The organism is Nocardia sp. GP40, from assembly GCF_050434125.1.
Classification (GTDB): domain Bacteria; phylum Actinomycetota; class Actinomycetes; order Mycobacteriales; family Mycobacteriaceae; genus Nocardia; species Nocardia albiluteola.
In genome coordinates this window covers 328,207-350,334 of the sequence record NZ_JBNPVW010000008.1, presented here as the reverse complement: position 1 = coordinate 350,334, position 22,128 = coordinate 328,207, and the positions used below count along the sequence as shown (strand labels likewise).

Sequence of the window (22,128 nt, the reverse complement as noted above, 5' to 3'; positions counted from 1 at the left end):
CGGCCGTCAGATACTTCTCATCGCCGCGACGCTCAGCGTTCCGTCGGGCATCGGATGCACGGTGGCGTCGACCTGGTACACCTCCCGCAGCATCGCTTCGGTGATCGTCTCCGCCGGCGTGCCCGCCGAATGGACGGCGCCCTTGTGCAGCACGACGATCCGATCGGCGAACCGCGCGGCCAGGGCGAGGTCGTGCACGGTGATGACGACCGCGGCGGGCTGCGACAGTGCCAGTTGCCGGATCACCGCGAGGATCTGTAGCTGATTGCGCAGGTCGAGATTGCTGGTCGGTTCGTCGAGCAGCAGCACCGTGGGCCGGCGGACCACCGCCTGGGCCAGACTGACCAATTGCCGTTGTCCGCCCGACAGATCCGAGATCGGTCGGGAGGACAGCTCGTCGAGGTCGAGCTGGGTGAGAATCTCACCGATCCGATCCAGGACCGCGGCGTCGGCGCGGCCTCGCAACCGGTCTCGGCGAGCCAGCAGCACCGCCTCGAACACCGTGATCGAGCTGGGCGGCGGGGTTTCCTGCGGGGTGTACAGGATCTGATCGTGCGCGGTCCCCGACCGCGTGAGCCGGCGCATCGTCCGTTTCGCGGGGCGCGTATCGACGGCCCGCTCACCGTCGAGGCGGATAGTTCCGGTCGCGCGGTGCAGACCGGCGATGCACCGCAACAGTGTCGACTTGCCGGTGGCATTCGGGCCGACCAGCGCCGTCACCGTCCCGGATCGCACCACGGGCAGTGTGATTCCCCGCAGGATCGGGGTGTCGCCGTATCCGAAGGTGAGTCCCTCGACCGCCAGTTCTACGTCCACAGCTGCCGCCTCTTGGTGAGGATGAGCAGCAGGAAGACCGGCACACCGACGATCGAGGTGATGATGCCCACCGGGACGATCACGCCGGGGACCAGCAGTTTGCTGGCGATCGAGGCCCCGCACAGGAGGATCGCGCCGCACAGCGCGGACGCGGGCAGCAGGTGCCGCTGGTTCTCACCGACCAGCATGCGGGCCGCGTGCGGCCCGACCAATCCCACGAATCCGATCGAGCCGGCGATGGCGACCGCGGTTGCGGCCAGCACCGACACCCCGAGCAGCACCCACATCCTGGTGCGTTCGACGGACACGCCGAGTGCCCGCGCCCGGTCGTCACCGAGCCGCAGCGCGGTCAGCGTCCAGGCCGAGCGGCGGAACAGGGGTGTGATCACGCAGCAGACCACCGCGAGCAACGCGACCTGTGGCCAGTCGGCGCGCCCGAGGCTGCCCATGGTCCAGAACACCACCTGCTGTAGTTGCGCGTCCGAGGCTACGTACTGCATCAGCGACAGCAGGGCGGTGAACAGGAAGACCATCGCGATCCCCAGCAGGATCATGGTCTCGGTGCTCGCGCCGCGGACCAGGCTGAAACCGAGGATGACCGCGCAGGCGATCATCGCGAAGATCCAGGCGGTGCCGGCCATGCTCAGCATCGGCCCGACCAGCGGGATCACCGTGACCCCGAGCACCACGTTCAGCGCGGCGCCGAACCCGGCCGCCGCCGAGATCCCCAACGTGTAGGGCTCGGCCAGCGGATTGTTCAGGATGGTCTGCATCTGCACGCCCGCGACCGCGAGCGCGGCGCCGACCAGCAGCCCCGCGACCGACATCGGCATCCGGATGTTCCACACGATCTGGCGCACGATTTCGGGCGCGTCCCACGGCGTGAACACCCCTCGCAGCAGCTCGGATAGGCGCAGACCGCTCCCGCCGACCCCCACGTCCGCGACGAACAGCACCACGGTCAGCACGAGCAGGCTCGCCACGAGCAGCCCCCGCCGGCGGACGATTCCTCGATACTCCCGTGTGGTCCGGGCGGCTCGCAGCGCCGGTGAGACCTCCGGGCGCCGCTCGGCGGCGGCATCGGGCGACTTCGTCGGCACGTCCTGGGTGGTCATGACAGATCCGCCCAGAACGCTCCGCCGATCGGGACCGGGAGGAACTTCTCGTGCAGCGCCCGCAAACCCGCATCGGGATCGACGTCGGTGAACAGGTCGGGATGCAGCCACTTTGCGAACCACTGGATGGCCAGGAAGTTGTACGGCGAATCGTAGAAGTGGTGCCAGACCACGTAGGTGCGTTTCTGCTGCACCGCCTGCAACTGGGAGAAGCCCGCCTGCCGATCGATGATCGCCCGCAGTTGAGCCTTTGCCCGATCCGGCGACTGGTCGTAGCCCAGCGGAACGAACGAACCCGGCTTGGCCGGGGTGTCCGGCGCCCAGTTGGCGCCCGTGGCGATCACGACCTGCGGATTGCGCGACAGGACGGTCTCGGGCGAGATGCTGCCCTGCTGTCCCGGTAGCAGATCGTCCGCCAGATTCGCCCCGCCGGCATAGTTCACGATCGCGGCCAGATTGGAACGGGCGAACGAGGAACAGCAATCGAAGTAGCCCGGAGCGCGCCACAGGAACGTCGGGGTGGCCGGTTGCTTCGCGGCATCCAGACGTGACCGGACGCCGTCCACGACCGCTCGGTAATACGCGACGAAGTTCGCGGCCTCGGTGTTGCGGTCCAGCAGTTTGCCCATGAGCTCGACGCTGGGCACGGTGTGCTCGAGCGGGTCGACGAAGTAGTCGATGAACACCGTCGGGATGCCGACCTTCGCGAGGCGGTCGATGATCCCGGCATCCTGGGCCGACTTGTACGACGAGGCGCTGGCCACGAACACGTCCGGGCGCAGCGCGATCGCCTGCTCCACCGAGAACGACCCGTCGTACAGCTCACCGATCGTGGGTATGCCGGCTAGCTGGGGAAACTGCCGCAGATACGTCTGGTAGGTACCGGGGTCGTTGTCCTGCAGGTCTTTTGGCCAGCCGACGATCCGCCGGACCGGATTCTGCTTGTCCAGCAGCGCCGTCGTGTAGAGCAGGCGCGAACCGTCGACGAGGATGCGGGCAGACGGCGCTTTCACGGTGACGTGCCGCCCCAGCACATCGGTGATCTCGACCGCAGGTCCGCTCTGTTCGCCCGACGAGCCGGTCTTCGAGGCGCCGGTACAGCCGGCCGCGACCGCGACCAGACTCAGCACCATCAGGAGGATCACCCGCGAGAAACGGCGTGTGTGCCGGAGCGAAGGGCGGCGCCGCACCGCTGGCCCCGATCCGCGGCCACGCCGATCGTGCTGGTCAGAACTGATCATGAAGACCTCATTCAGTGCTCGAAACGCCATGCTCGCTCGGAGCCTGGCAGGCCAACGACTTAGGCAACCCTTGCCTAATAAGATGCTCATACTTCTTCGGAAGAATCAACCCGGGGCTCGGAGACTCTGAAAGTGGGCGGCTCGTGACGGCGATGCTTGCCCCGGGTGTCGAGGCCGCGATGATGTTGTGGCGCAGGATCTTCGACGATAGTGAGCGCTGCGCTCGACCGCCGGATCGATCGTCGGGAGTAGTACTCGCAGGTCCGCAATGCTCGGCGGGTCGACATTCCGGCTCGGCGAGGATGGATGGGCCGAGGAAGGTGTTGCAAAATAATTTAGGTAAGGCTAACTTCACTTCTTGCGTTTCTGCCTCGCCCTCGGAGCACCAAGATCGGACCGGAATTCATGCACATCCTCACCCGCAGCGATCTCGCCGACCTGCGCATACCGCCCAGCGATGTAATCAGCGCCGTCGAGGACGGCTATCTGGCCCTCGCCGGCGGCCAGTCCCGATGCCCCACCAAGTTGATGATGCCGCTGCCAGACGAGGCCCGGGACTCGGTGTCGTACGCGATGCTCGGCTACGACGGAGTCCTCGAGCACCTCGGCTTCAAGACCTCGTATCGTCAGGGCAGCCAGACGAGCGAGAAGTACTACACCACAATCAGTTTGTACGACGATTCGACCGGCCGGCCCTTCGCGCTGATGGATTGCCAGCGCGTCGGAGCGTCGCGTACCCCGGCGACGACGGCGTTGATCGCCCGCGTCTGCGCGAAACCGGGTGCGAAATCCGCGCTCATGATCGGCACCGGCGTGCAGGGCGTGAACACCCTCCCGTACCTGTTCACCGCGCTGCCCGAGCTGGAGCGGCTGCGGCTGTTCGGTACCCATCCGGACGGTATCGCCTTGTCGCGCAAGATATTCGCTGAATACTTCCCGGACCGCGAGATCGAGCTGGTCGAGGATGTGCCCGCGGCCGTGGCCGCCTCCGACATCGTGGTGGTGGCCTCGGGCCGGGCCGCGCATCCGCCCGTGCAGACCGGCTGGCTGCCACCCGGCGGCCTGCTGATCTCGGTGGCCAGCAAGGGCGTGGCCTCCGGAGCCCTGCGCGATGCCGACTACACCGTGACCACCAGCGTCGGCCAATTGGGCGTCACCGGAACGCGATTGGCCGGAGAGGACGGCGCCGCGCACATCGACGCCGTGGTTCCCGATATCCTGGCCGGTCGCGCACCAGGCCGGCGCACCCCCGACGATCGGGTATTCGCCTTCTCCAGCGGCATGATCATCACCGACATCCCCGTGGCGCACGCGCTCGCCACCCGCGCCATCGCGGCCGGGCGCGGACAGCGAGTGGAGCTGTGGCAGTGAGTGTTACCACCGCACCGACGCCTTCGGCACCCACCGCATCGAGCGTCGGTCCCGCACTCCCGGCCCTGCAAGCGGATTGGGCGCTGCGGGCCCAGTCCGACCCGGTGCTGCTGGGTGACATCGCCCGGGCGGTGCGCGGGCCGTTCCATGTGATCAACCCGGACCGGTTCGGAACGAATCTGGAAGCGTTCCAGGCCGTCCTGCGCTCCGCCGGGGTGGATGGGCAGATCTATTTCGGCAAGAAGGCAAACAAGGCCGGCGGCTGGCTGGACGAATGTGCCGCTCGCGACGGCGGTGTCGACGTGGCCAGTGCGCCGGAACTCGTTCACGCTCTGGCGCACGGCATTCGGGGCTGCGACATCGTCGTCACCGGGGCGGCGAAGGCCGATGAGCTGCTGTGGCTGGCCGCCAGGCACGGCTGTCTGATCGCCGTCGACAACCTCGACGAACTCGATCGCCTGATCGGGCTGGACTGCTCGGCGCGAATCCTGTTGCGGGTTTTGCCGGAAGTGAATCCCGACAGTCGATTCGGGCTCGACGCAACGCAATGGAGCCGGGCGCTCGACCGTTGCGTGCAGGCGGTGGCGGCGATCACGATGGAGGGCTTCTCGTTCCATCTCGACGGCTACCGGGTGGAGCCCCGTGTCGAGCTCGCCGATCGGCTCGTCGACGCCTGCCTGGCGGCTCGTGCTCGCGGACTCGCGGCCACATCGGTCTCCATCGGCGGCGGATTCGCCTGCAGCTACGTCGATTCCGCCGAATGGCAGCGATTCCAGGAGGGCTACCGAGACGAATGGTTCCACGCCCGCAAGAAATTCGCGAAGTTCTATCCGTATCACCAGGCGCCGACCGGCGCGGACATGCTCGGCGCCATTGTGCAGCGGGTCGGGCGCCGATTCGCGGAGACCGGCACCCGGCTCTACTGCGAACCCGGCCGGGCGCTGCTGGACCAGGGCGGATTCTCGGTCTTCCCGGTGCAGGGCTACAAGGAACGCGGCGACCACGGCGTGGTAGCGGTCGGTGGCCTGAGCATGAGCGTCTCGGAGCAATGGAAGGGTAGTGAGTTCCTCCCCGAACCCATTCTGTGGCAGGAGGATTCGGCCGAGTCCACCGGGCCGGTCGAGGCGTTCATCGGCGGCGCCAGCTGTATGGAGTACGACGTGCTCACCTGGCGCAAGATCAACTTCCCGCGCCGCCCGAGCTACGGCGACCTGATCATCTATCCCAATACCGCCGGCTATCAGATGGACAAGAACGAGAGCGAGTTCCACCAGCTCCCGTTGCCGCCCAAGATCCGTGTCGAACACCGCGACGGGCGACATACCTGGGGCTACGACGCATCGTGACCAGATTCCCACTACCCGAAGGACTTTCGCCACAATGCTGACCACCCTCGATCGGCCGGCCGCGGTGGTGCCCGAGCGGGCCTCCGACCTGATCGGCAATACGCCCCTGCTCGAACTCGCCCGCACCGGAACCGGTACCCGGCTGGTGCTCAAGCTCGAGCAGTTCAATCCCACCGGGTCGGGTAAGGTCCGGATGGCCCGTCGGATGATCGACGATGCCGAGCGATCCGGCGCCTTGCGGCCCGGTGGCCACATCGTCGAACCCACCTCCGGCAATACCGGTCTCGGTCTGGCGCTGGTCGCGCTGGAACGGGGCTACCGGTTCACCGCCGTGGTCGACGGCCATGCCAGCAAGGACAAACTCCGCGCCATGGCCGCCACCGGCGCCGAGCTGGTGTTCGTCGATTCGTCCGGCACGGGCGGGCCCAGCACCGTCGAGCGCCGCCGGGTGGCGGACGAGATCGCCAGGCGCACCGGGGCTTTCCGTCCCGATCAGCACAACAATCCCGGAAACTGCGCCGGCTATGCCGAGCTGGCGCGGGAGTTGCTCGATGCCCTGCCGGGCATCGATCATCTCGTCGGCGCGGTCGGTACCGGGGGCTCGCTGTGCGGGACGACCAGGGAACTGCGTCGCCTCGGCGCCCCGGTCACCACGATCGGGGTCGAGCCCGCCGGTTCGATCATTTTCGGCGGCCCCGGCGGTCCGTACTGGCAGACCGGGGCCGGTAGCCCGCCGGGCTTCACCATCGGCGCCAATGTCGACTACACCTGCATCGATGAGGGGATACAGGTCAGCGATATCGACGCCTTCACCAGCGCGCGGGTCGTGGCCCGCCGCACCGGGCTGCTGGTCGGCGGCACCGCCGGGGCCGCGGTGCATGTCGCGCTGCGCCGCCTGGCCGTGCTGCCGGCCGGCAGCACCGTCGTCGTGCTCGTGTGCGACGCCGGGGAGAAGTACCTCGACACCATCTACGACGACGAGTGGCTGCGCGCGCGCCAACTCCTCAACGAGGCTGCGCACCAACGCCTTTACCGGCTACTCATCGCCTACGCCGATTCGGTCCGGATCGCCGCCGGCGATCGGCTGCAACGGGTGAGCGCATGAGCGGAGCGCAGCGGAGCGAACCATCGACACAGTGCGCACCGCGCATGCCGGAGCCGAGCGCCAGCGAGGTGCAGGCATGAGCGGTCTGGCCACCGTGGTACGCGATTACCGTCCGGTGATCGCCCTGTCCCTGCCGATCGCCGGCATCCAGCTCGCCCAGGTCGCGCTGACCACGGTCGATCTGGCGATGATGGGCCTGATCGGCGTGCTGGCGGTCGCGGCGGGCGGCCTGGCCGTGCTGCTGTACAACCAGCTGCGCACCATGTGCGTGGGCATGGTCACCGGTGTCGGCAATCAGGTCGCCGCGGCCGTCGGCCGGGCGGAGAAGCGAACCGGCAGTGCGGAATTGGACGATCAGGCGCGCGCCGAGATCCGGGAGCTGGTGCGGTCGGCCTTCCTGGTCGCGACCGGTATCGCGATCGCCGGGGCGGCCGTCCTGATCGGACTCGGTTTCGCGCTGCCGTGGTTCGGGCAACGGCACGACATCGTGGACCGGGCCCGGCCGATGATGATCGCGCTGGCGCCCGGGCTGCTGCCGATGCTGTGGCTGAATGTGTTGCGGCAGTTCACCGTCGGCATGCGCAGGCCCGGATCGCTGCTGCGGGTGACGATCGTATCGATCGGGGTCAACGCGTTGCTCGATGCCGTGTTCATCTACGGCTGGCTGGGCGTGCCGACCCTGGGCCTGACCGGTGTCGGCTTGTCCACCAGCTGCGTTCAGGTCTTCACGCTCGCGGTGTTCTACCAGCGGGTGCGCCGCGACACCGAACTCACCGGCCTGCTCGCCCTGGACTGGTGGCGCTTCGATCCCGCGGTGGCGCGCCGGATCGTGAGGATGGGGACGCCGATCGCGTTCACCTACGGTTCGGAGGCCGCGATCACCTCGGTCGCCACGGTGCTCATGGGCGCCTTCGGGCCGGCGATGCTGGCGGCGAGCAATGTCGTCAATCAGCTCGCCTACATCGTGTATCAGCTGAATATCGGCCTCTCCCAAGGCTCCTCGATTCTGGTGAGCCGGGAGGTGGCGCGGGGCGAGCGATCCGCGGCGCGTGCGATCGCCCGGCGCGCGCTCACCATCAGCATGGTGGCGATGACCGTGTTCGGGGTGATCTACATCGCCGCACCCACCGTGGTGCTCGCCCCGTTCCTACATGCGGGCGCGGGACCGGAGATCGTGGCGACCGCGAGCACGCTGCTATGGTTCGCCATTGCCCACCAGTACTGCAAGGGCGCCCAGAACGTCTGCGTGGGCCTGCTGCGCGGGCTGGGCAACACCAAGGCCGGACTGCGCAGCACCCTGATCGGTTACTGGGCCATCGGCATTCCGGCGATGGCACTGTTCGCCTACGGCCTGCACTGGCGCGGTTACGGCGTGTGGCTGGGCCTGTGTATCGGATTCGGCGCCACCGCGATCCTGTTGCTGCGGCAGTTCCGGCAGTCCGTGACAGCTACCTCCGAACACGAATTACCCACTCCGGCAAGGACTACTGCGCGGTGAGGTGCCGGGTCACGAAATCGGCCGCCGACAGCACCGGCCGGCACGACTTCAGCTCGGGCACAGTGGCATCGAAGCCGTGGCCCGCCTCGGGAACATCGATCACCTCGACGGCCGCGCCGACCTGCTCGGCGTGGGCGAGGAAGCGGTCCACGGTCGCCTGGATTTCGGGGCGCTCCCGGCCGACTCGGGTGAGGACGATCGGGCGGCCCGGGCGCACCAGATCGCTCGGGGCGGGGGCGGTCGAATCCGGAGTTTGATCGGCCAGGACCGGATACGTCAGGGCCAGGCAGCGCAGCCACGAGGGCGACTCGGCCAGCCAGGAACCGGTGAGCATGCCGCCACCGGAGAATGCCCAGATCGCTATCCGGCCGGAATCGATACCCGGCTGCTCGCGGATCCCATCCACCACTGCCGCCAGCCATTTCGCGGTGCCGCTCCAGTCGACGTCCGGCGGCCACATCGTGTTCGGCGGCCAGTCGTCGAGGCCCTGATACCGCACGTCCGGGACCACCGCGGCCAGGCCTCGTCCGGCCAGCAGCCTGCCGTAGCCCGCGAAGAACGGCGATTCGCGCGGTCGCCTGCCGGCGGGGGCGGGTCCGTGCACGAATATCACCGCGGGCAGCGAACCTTCGCGGTCCGCCGGTCGATAGATGTCGAAGTCGTCCTGTCGTTGGACCTGGATGTCATCCGATTCGCTCATGCGATTGGTCACTCCGTTCCCATGGTTCCCGCCGATTCTACGAAGCCGGATTCGTAGGCGAAGATCACCGCCTGGGTGCGGTCCCGCACGCCCAGTTTGGCCAAGACCGCGCTGACATGGGTCTTGATCGTCTCGGCGCCGAGGTACATCCGGGCCCGCGATCTCGGTATTCGACAGCCCCCGGGGCAGATACCGCAGCACGGTCTGCTCGCGCTCGGTGAGGGCGGCCCGTTCCAGGGTCGCCCGGGCAGCGGCATCGGCCCGGCCCGCCGCGTGCGCGCGCACGGCCGCCGGCCATTCGGGAGAGAGGGCCGAGATCGCCGCTGCCACAGCGGACATCGGTGCGGCAGCGATCGGGCGGCAAGCGCCACGGGATTCAGGTGCGAGGGGCGAGACCTGCCGCCAGGGCGCGGGCGGTGTCCAGGGCGGCCTGTTGAACCGCCCTGAGGCACAAGAAGTTCAGGTATCCGTGCGGCAGGCTGGAGTGCCTGCGCCGCGTGGCAGCGACTCCGGCCGCCGCCAGCTTCTCGGCGTAGCTTTCGCCCTCATCGCGCAGCGGGTCGAAACCCGCGGTGGCGATGTGCGCGGGCGCGACGCCGGTGACGTCGCCGCGCAGCGGTGAGAGCCGAGGGTTCGCGGGGTCGGCGCCGGCGGGGATGTATGTCTTGCGGCCCCACTGGAGGTCCTCCCCGGTGAGGAGGAAGCCCGTGGCGAACAGGCTGCGCGAGGCGTTCTCCGCCTCGAAGTCCGTTGCGGGATAGATGAGTAGCTGGAATGCCGGCGCCGGTCCGCCCGCGTGCGCCGTGTGCTGCGCGACGACGGCCGCCAGGTTGCCCCCGGCGCTGTCGCCGCCGACGGCGATGCGGCCGGGGTCGGCGCCCAGCTCGGCGGCGTGGGCGTGCGCATAGCCGAAGGCCGTCACCGCATCTTCTACCGCGGCCGGGAACGGATTCTCCGGTGCGAGACGGTATTCGATCGACAGCACCCGGACATCGGCGTGCGCGGCCAGGAAGCGCGCGATCGGCTCATGGCTGCGGCGTGACCCGATGCTCCAGCCGCCGCCGTGATAGAACACGAGCAGCCCCGAGCCGACCGGTACGTCGGCGGGGGAGTACAGGGTCGCCGGAATGTCGTGATCGCCCGCCGGGATGGTGATCTCCCCGATGGACATGCCGGGCCCGGCCGGGACGCCGCCGACGAGCCTGCCACCCTCATCGGTATCGATCCGCGCCCGGTCGATCGGGTCGGAGAACAACCTCATGCCCGCGAGGTGCATGAGGCGAACCAGGAGCTGGGCGTCGAGGTCCTGTTCCTGACCGTCGATGCGCGCGGCCGGTCCCGCGATCGCCCGCCGGATCGGGCGGGGGAGGCTCAGAACCGTCTGCAGCACAGCTCTTTTCAGCGGCAGCGGGATGTTGTCGAGAAGTACCTGCTCGAAATTGGACACTCGTGGCTCCCAAGGGGTGCGTGGCGACTCTGCTGTCCGGGCCCACTCAGTCTGCCCGGGGTTCATCGATCTCGCGCTCTGGTTGATACCGTACGGCTATATTGCGCGATCGCTTCGATGATGTGCCCGAGGAACCGGGGTTGCCGCGGAGAGGTCGTGACGGCCGATACGGGGTACGGTGGACTGGTTCCGAATGTCGCTGGGACACAGCACCGCATGGCGCGAATGTTCAATCCCGATGGCGCTGTGATTCACGCGCCCGCTGCGGCAGTCTTCCTAGGCTCTACACAGCCCGATCGGATGTTTGTCGCGTCGGCAGCCGGGGACGGGCGTTTGTCATGCGAGATACGGAGTTTCCATGAATTGGTCTACTGTGCGTCGCGGCCTCGTCGTCGTGGGGTTCGCCGGGGCGGCCGTGACCGGCGGGCTGGCAGTTCCGGCGCTGGCCACTGCCACGTCGGTGTCCGTCGTTTCGAGCAACGTGCGGCTTGCGCATCTGGACAACCCGGGCGACCCGAACACGGGCCAGGGCGGTCTGGGCAACCCGGGTACGCCGGGATCGGATCCGGGCAATCCTGGTACGCCGGGAACTTCCGGGTAGCAAGCGGTTCCGGGGGCGCACCCGGGGGTCGTTGGCGGCGGGGGGTTTCCGTCGCATCGCCAACGGCCGCATGGCATTTCACGGCGTCGACACCACGTCGCCAGCGCAACCCCTCCGTCGGCCGGTCCCGATGCCGTGATCAAGTCGAATATCAGCCTGTCTTATAACGTGATTCAGGTCGATAGGAAGGCGGAGGGTCATGGCAGAGCCGGACAAGTCGGAATCCGGCGGGAATACATTCGTCGGGAAGGCCGCGCCCGCGACCGGTCGTGCGGCAGAGGGCTTCGGCAGCTTCTGGCGCGGGTGGGGAGCACAGTTGGGCAGGAAGCAGCCGCCGCGACTCTTCACGCCGGGCAAGACCGGGGATTTCCGGCTCAGCGTGCGTGCCGTCACCGCGCACGACACCGTGGTCGCCAATGTCCGCAGCGAGTCGGCTGTAGGAACCCACGCCACCCCACCCGGCAACAGCGACGACCAGGTGATGCTGATGCACGTGGTCCGGCAGAACAAGTGGCGATTCGCCCGGGAGGACGAGGGCGACCACGTCGTCCCCGCCGGGAATTTCATGCTGCAGCGCAATGGTCCACCGACCTTCGAGGACGCGCGGCGTACCTCGGCGTCGGTCCTGATCGTGCCCGCATCGCCGCTGGCCCGTCTGGTGCAGGACCGGCTGATCACGGGACCGGCTTCGTCGGCCGAGATGCGGCTGCTGCTGGGGCAGATGCGGTTGGTCGAGCAGAATGCCCCCGACCTGAGCCCGGCCGGCGCCCTGGCGGCCCGCAACTCGCTGCTCGAGCTCCTCGCGGGGGTGCTGCGGCAGCGCGCGGACAACACCGAGCCGCACTTCGGCCCCGCGCTGGCCCAGGCGGCGAAGGACCTCGCGGACCGCCTGCTCGCCGAACCGGACCTGTCGCCCTCGCTGCTGGCCGAGGAACTCAGCGTCTCCGTGCGCACACTGCAACGAGCATTCGCGGCGGCCGACGACAGCGTCGCGGGTTACATCCGCCGCCGCAGGCTCGAGCAGGCCCGGCTCGAACTCCTCAGCGCGATCGGCCGGCCCAGCAACTCGGAGCTGGCCGCCCACTGGCAGTTCGCCGACAGCAGCCATTTCGTCCGTGCCTTCAAGAGCCGATACGGCCTTACTCCCACCGAGTTCGCCCGGTCGGCGACCGCTGACGATCTGGACCTGTCCGAAAGGCAGACAGTCAAATCCTGATCTCTGACGCAAATGTTCCAGCCGAATGCCGCTGTGGTTCACCGCGGTTCGCTGCCCGACTTCCTAAGCTTCGACGTGGTACCTCGATCAGGCGGCTTCGCGCGAGGTATCTGAGCGACCCGATGACGCTGTAGGTCAACGACTTCCACGGTTGACCCGATGCCGGTCGGGCTTAGGTGAGGGATTCGTTTGGCTATGTGGCAGGGCTCGGATATTCACGAGATGCAGTCCGGCATACTTCGTTTGAGTATGTTGGGGCCGGTCGAGGTGTGGATGGGAGGACGCCGCCTGGACATCACCGCGCCGCAGACGCTGGCAATGCTGGCCATTCTCGCGGCCGAGCCCGGGCGTACCCTGTCGACGACGCAACTGGCCGCACGCCTATGGACGGATCAGCCGCCGTCCTCGGCGGCGAACGTCCTGCGCAATCATGTGCACGGCATGCGCCGGCAGTTCGATGCCTGTGCCCATGCCGGCGCCGGGGCGCAGTGGCTCGGCTCGACCCTCGGCGGCTACCGGCTCGGTCTTCCGGTGGAGTCCGATGTGGCCGAGGTCGAGAGGCTGATCGCGGCTGCCGAAGCCGACCGCAGCTCGGGCGCGGCCGAGGAGGCGAACGATAAACTGGTTGCGGCGCAGCAACTGTGGCGCGGTGATCCGCTGATCGGTTTGCCGGGGCCGTGGGCGGAGAAGGAGCGGGCGCGCCTGGACGGGCTGCGGGCGGCCCTCGGCGAGGCCACGATAGCCGTCGCGCTGGACCTCGGCCGGTATTCGGCCGCCGTCGCGGAGCTGGAGGCGCTGGTCAGGGCCGAACCGCACGGTGAACGGTGGCACGAGTTGCTGATGCTCGCGCTGCACCGCGCGGGACGACGGGTCGAGGCGCTCGAGGCCTACCGGCACGCGCGCCGGGTGCTGGCCGACGAACTCGGCCTGGAGCCGGGACCGCGGCTGACCCGGCTGCACCAGCAGATCCTGTCGGCCGAACCGCCGGTCGTGACGAGCGAATCACATTCTCCCGAACCGGATTTCCACTTGCCGCGCGTCCCGGCGCAATTGCCGCCGGACATCGCCGATTTCGTCGGACGGGATGATCTGCTCGAGGAGCTGACCGAGGCGCTGGGCGCGGACTCCGGCCGTCGCGCGGTGGTCGCGATCACCGGGATGGGCGGCATCGGAAAGACCACGCTCGCAGTGCATCTCGCGCATCGCGTCCGCCGGTCCTATCCGGACGGACTGTTGTATCTCGACCTCGGCGGCACGGACGAGGACCCGCGCTCGACCGATGTGCTGGTCGAGGCCGCATCGCGCTCGCTCGGTGTCGAGCTCAGCGAGCTGTCGCTGGACCCCGCGGAACGAACGGGCCTGTGGCGCGACATAATTGCGAACAAGCGCGTGCTGCTGGTGCTCGACAACGCGCGCAACGTGGACCAGCTCGCCCCGCTGTTGCCGAGTACGGGGGCCGCGGGCGTATTGGTCACCAGCCGCTCGAGTCTGGCGGAATTGTTCGATGCGCGGCTGGTCCCGCTGGATGTCCTCGCCCCGAACGAGTCCTGGATGTTGCTGGAGCGCATGGTGTCCGCACGGCGCTTGTCGGAGGAACCCGATGCGGCGCAGGAGATTCTGCGCATGTGCGGTGACCTTCCGCTGCCGCTGCGCATCGTCGGGGCGCGGTTGGCGAGCCGGCCGAGCTGGACGCTGGGCGCGGTCGCCGAGCGCCTGGCCGACGAGCGGGACCGGCTCGCCGAACTCGCGGTCGGCAGCACGCGCATGGAACAGGTATTCCAGACCTCCTACCGCAGGCTCGATTCCGAGCTGTCGCGCGCATTCGTGCTCATCGCGTGCTGTGACGCACGCGATCTGTCCGTCGCCGCCGTCGCCGCCCTGCTCGACCGGGGCCGGAGAGAGGCCGAGCGGATCTGTGAGGCGCTAGTGGACCTGGGCATGCTGCAGACATCGGAGCTGGGTCGCTACCGCCATCACGATCTGTTGCGGCTGTTCGCCCGCGGGGTGGCGGATGCGGAGCAGCGGCGGGAATGGCCGCAGGCGCTGCACCGGCTGGCCGATTTCTACCTATCGGTAAAAGATGGCGCCGGCCGCGGGAAAATACCGCCGCGCGCCATCGGGTTGGGCGGCCGGAGCGGCGACCGGTTCGCAGCACGACCGGCGTAGAAGTAAAGGGCGGCATGGAGAACTGAAGCGGTCCCCGATCGCGAGCCAACTCCGGAATAGAGCCGGGTGATTTCGTTCCGTGTTCAGTTGGTCCCGCAGGCCATCGGATAGTGGGTGTGGGTGCAGGCCGCAGCGTCGACAACTCATTTGCCCTGATGGACAACGGGTTCGATCGAACTCGAACCGGCGGCCGGGCGTTCGGGCACCGCGATATCGGGGACCTCGAGACCTAGCCGCCGACTGAGCGCCATCACTTTGTCCAGAATCGGCTCGGCCTCCTCGGCCCTGTCCACCGCGCTCAGGGCACACCCGTACACCTGCATCGCCCGCAAGCGCCGCACTGTCGCCGAAACCTCGGTCAATGCCCGCACCGCCTCCGCCGCGATCGGCACCGCGCCGTCGGCATCCCCACCGCACAGGACCACCTCAGCCAGCCGGGCCAGCGCCCACCCTTCCTGATGCCTCCGCCCGTCGCGGCGCGCCGCATCTAGCGACCGCTCGCACAGCTCGCGGGCCGCCGCCACATCCCCGCCCTGCAATGTCGCGAAACCCAACTCGTGCAACGCCATCGACTCCACCCGTAGGCTGCCGACCTGCCGTGCGCAGGACAACGCCTGCCGCGCGGCCTCGATCGCCTCCGACCACAGCCGCGCCTCGCAGTACGCGCGCGCGATCGTCGCCCAGATGATGCCCTGGCTCTCGGCCCGGTCCGCGCTGGCCAATTCGATGGCCTGCCGGAAATGTTCCACGGCGGCATCGGCATGGCCCTGATAGCTCATCGCCGTGCCGAGCATGATTTCGGCGACGGTGGCGGCGGGCAGGTCGCCCAGCTCCCGCAAAACGGCACCCGCGTGGCGGATTTTCCCGATGGCGCCCACGTCCCCCATGCCGACCAACCGGGCCATCGCGGCGGCTAGTTCGGCCCGAGCCATGGTCCGGCGATCGCCGTCGGTCTCGGCGGTCCGGCACAACACCTCGAGCGCCTCGGCCACCTGGGGCTGGTGCTCACCCACGTCGCCGCCGATCGCGAGCGACAGCGCGAGATCCACCGCGAGCGTGCGGGTCCCGGCATCCGGGCGCGCGGCGACCTGCCAGTACAGCGCAACCAGCCCGAAGCGTTCCGTCATCGCCCACGTGGTGCGCCGGCGTTCGTCGGTGAACAGCTGCCCGACCGCGCTGGTGTCCGCGTAATAGTCTGTGCCTATGCCCGGATCCCGCAGTCCCACAATGTTTTTCGCGCTGGCGCGATAGAAGTCGACCAGCCGGTGCAGGGCCTGCGGCCATTCCCGGTGGTGCTCCGGCGTCGCCACCTGGCGGGCGAACAACCGCAGCAGATCGTGATACCGGTAGCGCCCGATTTCCGGCGTCTGCAACATGCCCAGATCCACCAGGGTTTCGCAGAGCCGCTCGGCCTCTGCCCCGCCGCGGTCGAGCAGGGCGGCAATGGCGGCGGCCGACAGGTGCGGCGCGTCGGACAAGGCGATGAGCACGAACGCACGCGCCAGCTCCGGATCCAGTCGCCGGTAACTGGCCAGGAACACCAGCTCCACGCTGGTGTTCCCGACCGCCAGCTCGGTCAGTCGGCTCCGCTCGTCAGCCACGCGCTCGGCCACCGCCGCCAGGCGCCAATTGGGCCGGGTCGCGAGCCGAGCCCCGGCGATGCGCAGCGAGAGCGGTAGATGCCCGCAGGCGCGCAGGATTTCGCGGGCCGCCTCGGGCTCGCGGGTCATCCGCGGCGCGGATACCATGCGCTCCAGCAACGTCCACGCCTCGTCCGTAGTCAGCACATCCAGCGGGACCAACCGCGCCCCGAACAACTCCGCCAGGCTGGAACGACTGGTGACCAGCACCCCGGCCGCGCCCGTGCCAGGCAGCAGAGGCGCGACGTGTGCGACGTCGCGGGCGTTGTCCAGCACCAGCAGCACGCGCTTACCCGCAACGAGGTTGCGCCACAATGCCGTTCGCTCCGACGGGTCCGTGGGCAGCTCACCGGGGTGCACACCGATTCCGCGAAATGCGACGGCGAGTAGCAGATCCGCCGAGTGCGGCTGCTCGTCCATGCCGCCCTGATCGAGATACACCACGCCGTCGGGATAGTGCTCGCGCACCCGATGGGCGAGATGCACTGCGAGCGTGGTCTTCCCGACGCCACCCATGCCGGTGATCGCCACCAACGGCCGCCGGTCGGAGTCCGCGGACAGCAGCTCGGCCAATTCCCGGACCAGTTCCTCGCGGGAAATCCTGCGCCAGTGCGGTTATCTTCCGGTGTCGCTGCGAACCATCGGGGCGCGGTTGGCGAGCCGGCCCACCTGGACGCTTGCCGCGGTCACCGAGCGCCTCGCCGACGGGCGGGACCGGCTGGCTGAACTCGCGGTCGGCAACACCTGCGTGGAGAAGGTATTCCAGACCTCGTACCGCCGACTCGATCCCGAGCTGTCGCGCGCGTTCGTTCTCACCGGGTTATGTGACTGCGTCCGAGAGATCGACGGCGGGTGGATGCGCTGGTGCCGACTGCGCCGGTGGCGAGGATTTCGCGACGGATTTGCTCACGCGAGCACGCCGGCACCGGTCGGTGGCGGCGTGGCCGCGTGAGGTCGCCCTGTCCCACGCTGGACTCGACAGGCGCCCGGGGATTCGGGGCTCAGTCCAGACGGCGCGAGGAGGTTGGTCACTGGGCGACGGGCACGTTCATCGACGGGGTCGTGTGTGTTCTCCGCGTGGAGGTGCCGGGTGCCCAGGGGCCCTCGTGGTCGTCGAAGAAGGCGAGCGGATCATCGGTCGCCACGGGTACCTGGCCGAGAAGTTCCTCGGGCACGGTGAAAGCCGACGTGAGTGTATCGATATGTGGGAGGAGACGGGTGAGGGCCGCGTCGACGGCCGCGGGGATCTGCTCGATGGAGTCGGCGGAGACGTAGCCGCATCGCAACAGATCAGCGAGATAGGGCATCAGGCCGCGGAGGGTATGGAGTCGGTAGAGATCGCCGAACAACGCGCCGGTGGGGCTGTCCTCGGACAGGTGCTGCAGCTGGAGAAACATGGCCTGGGCCGCGATTCGCCCAGCACAGGCGCGAACCGCCTGCAAAGCGGGGTCGATCAGCGCATTCTGGTAGGCCAGTGGATTGTCGGCTGCCGCTCGCTGCGTGGCCTCGCGTGCTCGATCCAACCAGATGTTCTCGGCGGCGGCGAACAACAGCACGAGGTGGGCGGGGTCGGTGATCGTGTACTCGTGGCCGGGCTCCGGCCGCGGATCGGCTGCGGCCGGATGTGCGCGGACCATGTGCGCGGCGGCCTTGACCCAGATGGCCTGGTTGTCGCCTTCGGCGGTGATCGGCAGTTCGGCGCAGGCCATGTACTCGGCGAGGCGGTTGGTGGGAAACAGGCCCTGCGAGCCGCAGCGCTCGCGACAGTCGGCCAGAATTTCCCTGGCGCGCCAAGTGATCCAGCCCTTTCCGACGGCGAGCAGCCATTCGGTCCGGTCGTAGGCGGTGTCTCGGTGGGACGACCACTGCCCGACGAGGTACCGGTGCAGCACCGTCATGGCGTAGGCATCGGCGATCCCGCTCAGCAGCGGGCCATGGTGACTGCGCAAGGCCAGCACCGAAATGCGTCCGACCGGTCCCGTCCCGCTGATCCAGCGCTGTTTGCCGTGCCGCACCGCAATCGCCAACCCGGCGCGGGTGATACCGAGTGAGACCGCGTTCATGGAGAGTTTGCCGGGGGTGACCCGCCGGATCGACCGGAGCACGCGCCTGGCCGGATTCGCGATTTCGCTGATGAATGTTCCGTCCGCAGCGAACCTTCCATGCGGCCCGGCCAGCAGTGCGTCCCGGGACACGAAAACATCGTCGAACGAGGTCAGGGAATGGTCCACAGGCGGGCCGGACCGGAACGGCAGTACCCGGACACGCACTCCCGGAATACATTCGGTGGTCGTGGTCAACGGGACACGGAACAAGAACACCCCCTGATCCGTGCCGTCGACGATCAGTCTCGCGGCTACGACCGCGACCTTCGGGCCGCCGACTGGGCTGGTGTTCGGCATGAACTTCTGGGCGCCGGCGCACGGCGTGCGCACAATGAATCCATCGCGTGCGCGGTCGTACGTCGCGACCGTCTCGAGTGCCGACACGTCGTTGCCGTGGTCCAGTTCGGTGACCAGGAATGTCCCGACGGCGCCGTCCCGGCCGCCCACACCGGTCACGTCCGCGCCGTGATCGACGAGGCTTCCGAGAAACAGGTTGTAATGGATTCCGGCGATGATCGCCAGTGTGGGGGCGATCGGCATCAGCCACTCGTGCAGATTGGCGATCTGCGCCGAATTATCGGTCAGGGCAGTGAAATTCGGGGTGCCGTCGAGGTCGCGCAGACGCGAATAGGCGTGCATCACCGCCTCGTCCGGGTTCAGGTCGTGCCAGCGGTGTGCGCACTCCTGCGCTGCCAGCCGACGCCACGGGCCATGGGCCCGCTCGTGGTCGTCACCGAACAATATGGTCGTCAAACACTCTGCCATCGGCACATCGGCGCCCGGCCATAATGTCGGTGTGATCGGTGCTGCTACAGATTGTCCCACAGAGATTCCTACCATTGTCTGCCCGTACTGCCCGGACGGTGTACCCGGTGGGTAGATGCCACCGGTAGCGGTGAGATTAGCTAGGCAACAACAGGTTTCGGTGACAGCATTGTAAACTGGGTGCGAATAGATCCGATGTGATCACGTGGTCACGGGCGGATAACCCGATCCGTAGCCTGGCTCCATCGCAGGGGAGATCAACTGCCGCGGTGGCAGCAGCGGACCCCCTTTCTTCGTCAGATCACCACATCGGCGTAGGCCCTTGTCTGTCTCTGTTTGTAGCGCTGTTCGAATCCTGAGAAGTAGAGCGATGGCGCGGTTGACGAGGAGGACTGTTCGATGACTCCGTCGTCGGCGATGTAGAAGATCGCGCGGCCGATGGCGATCTCGCCGGGGTCGGTGGGCACGAATACCATCCAGCCGACCTCGAGGCGTTCGGCGACGAGCTGGTCGAGCGGATAGCCGGTGGTATCGACGCCGAGGCCGAGGATGTGTGCGCGCACCAGCGCGATCGCCTGGTGCCGCGGCAGGGGCTCGGGGACCGTCGCGGTGAGGCCGGCCAGGGACAGCTGATAGAGGGCGCCGTCGATATCGTCGGTGAGCTCGTCGAACACCGCGGCCAGCGTGTCCCGGGTGACCACCCCGGCCTCGGCGGCGGCGACCAGCGTGGCGGCGGCCTGTTGCTGTTGCTCGGTCGGATCGCTGCCGAGCACGCCGCAGACGATGTCGGCCACGGTCTGTGTCGACCACACCCCGGGAACTGCCGCGCTGAGCTGATCGGCCCCCGGGGATTCGCCGCGGTGCCAGCTGCCGTGGGCCCACCAGTAACAGAACGACAGTATGCCTTGGGCCGCACGGGGATTGAGCACCTGATTGGCCACCCAGTCCGGTGCGCCTGCATACAGGTCCGGTAGCTCGTCGCCGTCGTTGTAGGCGGCGTCGAGTTCGGCGGCGTCCCACACGCCGCCCGAGAGCACCGCGCGGCCGCCGGGCAGCACGAAAAGTGTTGAGCCGCTGCGTGCAGCGCCCTCGAAGATGCCGAGCGCGGGCCGGATTCGCGGTCCCAGCTCGGAACCGACGGCGACGAACGCCGCCGCGATCGTCGCCCAGCGTGCCCACAGCACGGGCAGCGGGGGGAAGTCGTCGTGCGAGAGCTCCGAGACGATGCCCGCATCGCGGTCGGCGCGGGCCTGGGTGGCGGCCTCCTGGGGCGAACGCCACTGACGCTCGTCGTGGAAGACGTAGGCGGCCAGCCAGACCGGGATCCGTTCTCGCGGAAACGTTTCCAGGTCGGCTCGATAGGCGTCGGGAGTCAGCAGCTGATCGTCGGGAAAGGGTTCGTCGCCGTAGTCGTAGTCGACCTCTACCTCGCCGGTGATCTCGAGCTGGATCAGCATGCGCCACCAGGGGCCGTCGCCGAGTTGCGCGGAGATCTCGCGGTGCAAGCGGACGAGTTCGCCCACCTCCGCCGACGGCTCGGCCCGGGCGACCTGGTCGGTGTCGTCGTAGTACAGCACGTGGGCCACGCCCCCGGCGACGCTGAGCGAGAAGGCCGCCTCCAGCCATTGCCAGCCCTCCGGACCGGCGACGCCGAGTTCGCGTGCGATGCGGTGGGCGAGGTCGCTCGCCTGCTCCTCGGTCGCCTGCACGGCGATGTCGGCGTTCTCTTGGGGCGAGGGTGAATCGGTTGGTTCGGGGTCGGTTGGCGCCGAAGGGGTTGGCGCTGAACCGGCTGGCGCGGAGTCGGTTTCGTGCAGGTCGGCCGGCCGCGCGTCGGTGTCACCGAATGGCTGTCCGTCGGCGTGGATGGTTGTCTGTGCGGCAGCGTCATCGGATGGCTGTGCGTTGGCGTCGCTGGATGGCCGGGTGGCGGCGGCGCTGGATGGCTGTGCGGCAGCGTCACCGGACGGCTGTGCGTGGGCATCGCCGGATGGCTGGATGGCGGCGTCACCGGATTGCTGTGCGGCGCGCGCGGCTCCGTTGCTCAGATTGAAGCCGACGTCGGGAGCGCCGCCGTTTCGGGCCGGGTCCCGAGGCTGGGGGTCGTTCATATGAGGAAGTCCTTCTCGCGCTTCGGTTCGGGTGCGATCGGCGAGGCCGCGGATACCGCACCGACTGTCGGTTCGATTCGCTTTCTCACATGCGGTGGCGGTGGCGCGTCGGCAGGGAACGGGCACATTGAATGATCGGTATTCAATACGATGGCCGATAAGTTTCGAGTAAATTCCGCGTAATAGGGCGTCATATACGAGTAAGAATGGCATGACAAATGCATCATGACGGGATTTCGGGGTATTTCGGCGTGGTACGTTCGCGAAGTAATTGATGTGAAGTCGCGCAGGCGGATTCATATCTCTTCGCGCAGCAGGAGAATCGATATGCACAACGACCGGACCAAGGGCGACCTCGCCGACATGCTCGATACGGTCAGTCTGCATATGCGCTCGATCGCCGAGGTGCAGCAGCAGCGCGTCGAACTCACCGCCACCGCCACCGCGGGCGAGGGCCGGGTTCGCATCACCGTCAACGCCGACGGCGTCGTGATCGAGACCGAATTCGCCGACGACATCGACGAATTGGACTACGACGAGATCGCCGACGCCGTCACCGACGCCACCCAGGAGGCCGCCGCCGAGGTCGCTCGCCGGGCGGCGGAGATGCTCGCGCCGATCCGCAAGTCCCGGTCCCGGCTGCCGAGCCTGTCCTCGATGGTCGAGGGATTTCCCGACCTGCGCACGAAAACGCCGGAGCTGCAACGGGCGTCGTTCGATTCGCCCGCCGCACGTGCGCGGCGCGAGTCCGGTGACGCGCAGGTCCGGCCGTGGTCGGTCACCGACCGCGAGTGATCGGTGACTGGTCGGCGTCCATGGTGAAGCCTTACCCGCGGCCGATGCCCGCCAGTCGCGCAGTGCTCGGCGAATTCGGCGCCGGAAGTC

Annotated in this window: 18 protein-coding genes; 9 read left to right on the top strand and 9 right to left on the bottom strand. The window is 68.2% G+C overall.

Going from position 1 to position 22,128, the window contains the following annotated elements; translation table 11 throughout:
- Positions 1–6: 6 nt before the first annotated feature.
- From ABH933_RS25160 to ABH933_RS25150, 3 genes are read right to left on the bottom strand one after another with little or no spacing between them, the layout of a single operon-like run.
- Positions 7–816 (bottom strand): ABC transporter ATP-binding protein, encoded by an 810-nt coding sequence (locus ABH933_RS25160; RefSeq protein WP_429420974.1) that lies wholly within the window; start codon positions 814–816, stop codon positions 7–9.
- Positions 807–1,931, bottom strand: a complete 1,125-nt coding sequence (locus tag ABH933_RS25155; protein ID WP_429420976.1) for a FecCD family ABC transporter permease — start codon at positions 1,929–1,931, stop codon at positions 807–809. The genes ABH933_RS25160 and ABH933_RS25155 overlap by 10 nt, the downstream gene beginning before the upstream one ends.
- Positions 1,928–3,064: an ABC transporter substrate-binding protein gene (locus ABH933_RS25150; protein ID WP_429420978.1), complete on the bottom strand. Its 1,137-nt coding sequence runs from the start codon at positions 3,062–3,064 to the stop codon at positions 1,928–1,930. The genes ABH933_RS25155 and ABH933_RS25150 overlap by 4 nt, the downstream gene beginning before the upstream one ends.
- A gap of 513 nt (positions 3,065–3,577) precedes the next feature.
- Between ABH933_RS25150 and ABH933_RS25145 the strand changes: the two genes are divergently transcribed.
- The 4 genes from ABH933_RS25145 to ABH933_RS25130 all read left to right on the top strand — a co-directional run bounded on the left by ABH933_RS25145 (position 3,578) and on the right by ABH933_RS25130 (position 8,492).
- Positions 3,578–4,543 carry an ornithine cyclodeaminase gene (locus tag ABH933_RS25145; protein ID WP_429420980.1) on the top strand — a complete coding sequence of 322 codons (966 nt, stop codon included), beginning with the start codon at positions 3,578–3,580 and terminating at the stop codon, positions 4,541–4,543.
- A complete protein-coding gene (locus tag ABH933_RS25140; protein ID WP_429420981.1) occupies positions 4,540–5,889 on the top strand; it encodes a Y4yA family PLP-dependent enzyme in 1,350 nt (449 codons plus the stop codon). The genes ABH933_RS25145 and ABH933_RS25140 overlap by 4 nt, the downstream gene beginning before the upstream one ends.
- A gap of 34 nt (positions 5,890–5,923) precedes the next feature.
- Complete coding sequence (locus tag ABH933_RS25135) at positions 5,924–6,994, top strand: PLP-dependent cysteine synthase family protein (RefSeq protein WP_429420983.1); 1,071 nt, start codon at positions 5,924–5,926, stop codon at positions 6,992–6,994.
- A 76-nt stretch (positions 6,995–7,070) separates the two neighbouring features.
- The gene (locus ABH933_RS25130; protein WP_429420985.1) at positions 7,071–8,492 is read left to right on the top strand and encodes an MATE family efflux transporter; all 1,422 of its coding nucleotides are present in this window, start codon (positions 7,071–7,073) and stop codon (positions 8,490–8,492) included.
- On the opposite strand, the gene ABH933_RS25125 is transcribed toward ABH933_RS25130, so the two are convergent.
- From ABH933_RS25125 to ABH933_RS25115, 3 genes are all read right to left on the bottom strand, one after another.
- Positions 8,479–9,192 (bottom strand): dienelactone hydrolase family protein, encoded by a 714-nt coding sequence (locus tag ABH933_RS25125; RefSeq protein ID WP_429420987.1) that lies wholly within the window; start codon positions 9,190–9,192, stop codon positions 8,479–8,481. The genes ABH933_RS25130 and ABH933_RS25125 overlap by 14 nt on opposite strands.
- Before the next feature lie 8 nt (positions 9,193–9,200).
- Positions 9,201–9,341 (bottom strand): response regulator transcription factor, encoded by a 141-nt coding sequence (locus ABH933_RS25120; protein ID WP_429420988.1) that lies wholly within the window; start codon positions 9,339–9,341, stop codon positions 9,201–9,203.
- 227 nt (positions 9,342–9,568) lie between these two features.
- Positions 9,569–10,639 (bottom strand): alpha/beta hydrolase, encoded by a 1,071-nt coding sequence (locus tag ABH933_RS25115; protein ID WP_429420989.1) that lies wholly within the window; start codon positions 10,637–10,639, stop codon positions 9,569–9,571.
- A gap of 358 nt (positions 10,640–10,997) precedes the next feature.
- On the opposite strand from ABH933_RS25115, the gene ABH933_RS25110 reads away from it, so the two are divergent.
- From ABH933_RS25110 to ABH933_RS25100, 3 genes are all read left to right on the top strand, one after another.
- On the top strand, positions 10,998–11,240 hold the full coding sequence (locus ABH933_RS25110) for a hypothetical protein (RefSeq protein WP_429420991.1): 243 nt from the start codon (positions 10,998–11,000) through the stop codon (positions 11,238–11,240).
- A 199-nt stretch (positions 11,241–11,439) separates the two neighbouring features.
- A complete protein-coding gene (locus ABH933_RS25105; RefSeq protein WP_429420993.1) occupies positions 11,440–12,456 on the top strand; it encodes a helix-turn-helix domain-containing protein in 1,017 nt (338 codons plus the stop codon).
- 273 nt (positions 12,457–12,729) lie between these two features.
- Positions 12,730–14,622 carry a BTAD domain-containing putative transcriptional regulator gene (locus tag ABH933_RS25100; RefSeq protein ID WP_429420994.1) on the top strand — a complete coding sequence of 631 codons (1,893 nt, stop codon included), beginning with the start codon at positions 12,730–12,732 and terminating at the stop codon, positions 14,620–14,622.
- Positions 14,623–14,765: 143 nt separating this feature from the next.
- On the opposite strand, the gene ABH933_RS25095 is transcribed toward ABH933_RS25100, so the two are convergent.
- A complete protein-coding gene (locus ABH933_RS25095; protein WP_429455107.1) occupies positions 14,766–16,847 on the bottom strand; it encodes an NB-ARC domain-containing protein in 2,082 nt (693 codons plus the stop codon).
- Positions 16,848–16,887: 40 nt separating this feature from the next.
- On the opposite strand from ABH933_RS25095, the gene ABH933_RS25090 reads away from it, so the two are divergent.
- Entirely contained in the window at positions 16,888–17,214 is a 327-nt protein-coding gene (locus ABH933_RS25090) for a hypothetical protein (protein WP_429420995.1), read from the top strand.
- Between the two features lie 76 nt (positions 17,215–17,290).
- On the opposite strand, the gene ABH933_RS25085 is transcribed toward ABH933_RS25090, so the two are convergent.
- Together ABH933_RS25085 and ABH933_RS25080 are read right to left on the bottom strand one after the other, a co-directional pair.
- Positions 17,291–19,120, bottom strand: coding sequence for an acyl-CoA dehydrogenase (locus tag ABH933_RS25085; RefSeq protein ID WP_429420997.1), 1,830 nt, complete (start codon positions 19,118–19,120; stop codon positions 17,291–17,293).
- A 308-nt stretch (positions 19,121–19,428) separates the two neighbouring features.
- Entirely contained in the window at positions 19,429–21,243 is a 1,815-nt protein-coding gene (locus ABH933_RS25080; protein ID WP_429420998.1) for a hypothetical protein, read from the bottom strand.
- 327 nt (positions 21,244–21,570) lie between these two features.
- Between ABH933_RS25080 and ABH933_RS25075 the strand changes: the two genes are divergently transcribed.
- Positions 21,571–22,038: a YbaB/EbfC family nucleoid-associated protein gene (locus ABH933_RS25075; protein WP_429421000.1), complete on the top strand. Its 468-nt coding sequence runs from the start codon at positions 21,571–21,573 to the stop codon at positions 22,036–22,038.
- Positions 22,039–22,128: the final 90 nt, after the last annotated feature.

Bases quoted from the DNA above. Each gene is read 5' to 3' on its own strand.
- ABH933_RS25080 (WP_429420998.1), bottom strand. From the start codon at position 21,243: ATGAACGACCCCCAGCCTCGGGACCCGGCCCGAAACGGCGGCGCTCCC.
- ABH933_RS25150 (WP_429420978.1), bottom strand. From the start codon at position 3,064: ATGGTGCTGAGTCTGGTCGCGGTCGCGGCCGGCTGTACCGGCGCCTCG.
- ABH933_RS25130 (WP_429420985.1), top strand. From the start codon at position 7,071: ATGAGCGGTCTGGCCACCGTGGTACGCGATTACCGTCCGGTGATCGCC.
- ABH933_RS25120 (WP_429420988.1), bottom strand. From the start codon at position 9,341: ATGTACCTCGGCGCCGAGACGATCAAGACCCATGTCAGCGCGGTCTTG.
- ABH933_RS25135 (WP_429420983.1), top strand. From the start codon at position 5,924: ATGCTGACCACCCTCGATCGGCCGGCCGCGGTGGTGCCCGAGCGGGCC.
- ABH933_RS25125 (WP_429420987.1), bottom strand. From the start codon at position 9,192: ATGAGCGAATCGGATGACATCCAGGTCCAACGACAGGACGACTTCGAC.
- ABH933_RS25110 (WP_429420991.1), top strand. From the start codon at position 10,998: ATGAATTGGTCTACTGTGCGTCGCGGCCTCGTCGTCGTGGGGTTCGCC.
- ABH933_RS25075 (WP_429421000.1), top strand. From the start codon at position 21,571: ATGCACAACGACCGGACCAAGGGCGACCTCGCCGACATGCTCGATACG.
- ABH933_RS25100 (WP_429420994.1), top strand. From the start codon at position 12,730: ATGGGAGGACGCCGCCTGGACATCACCGCGCCGCAGACGCTGGCAATG.
- ABH933_RS25155 (WP_429420976.1), bottom strand. From the start codon at position 1,931: ATGACCACCCAGGACGTGCCGACGAAGTCGCCCGATGCCGCCGCCGAG.
- ABH933_RS25105 (WP_429420993.1), top strand. From the start codon at position 11,440: ATGGCAGAGCCGGACAAGTCGGAATCCGGCGGGAATACATTCGTCGGG.
- ABH933_RS25145 (WP_429420980.1), top strand. From the start codon at position 3,578: ATGCACATCCTCACCCGCAGCGATCTCGCCGACCTGCGCATACCGCCC.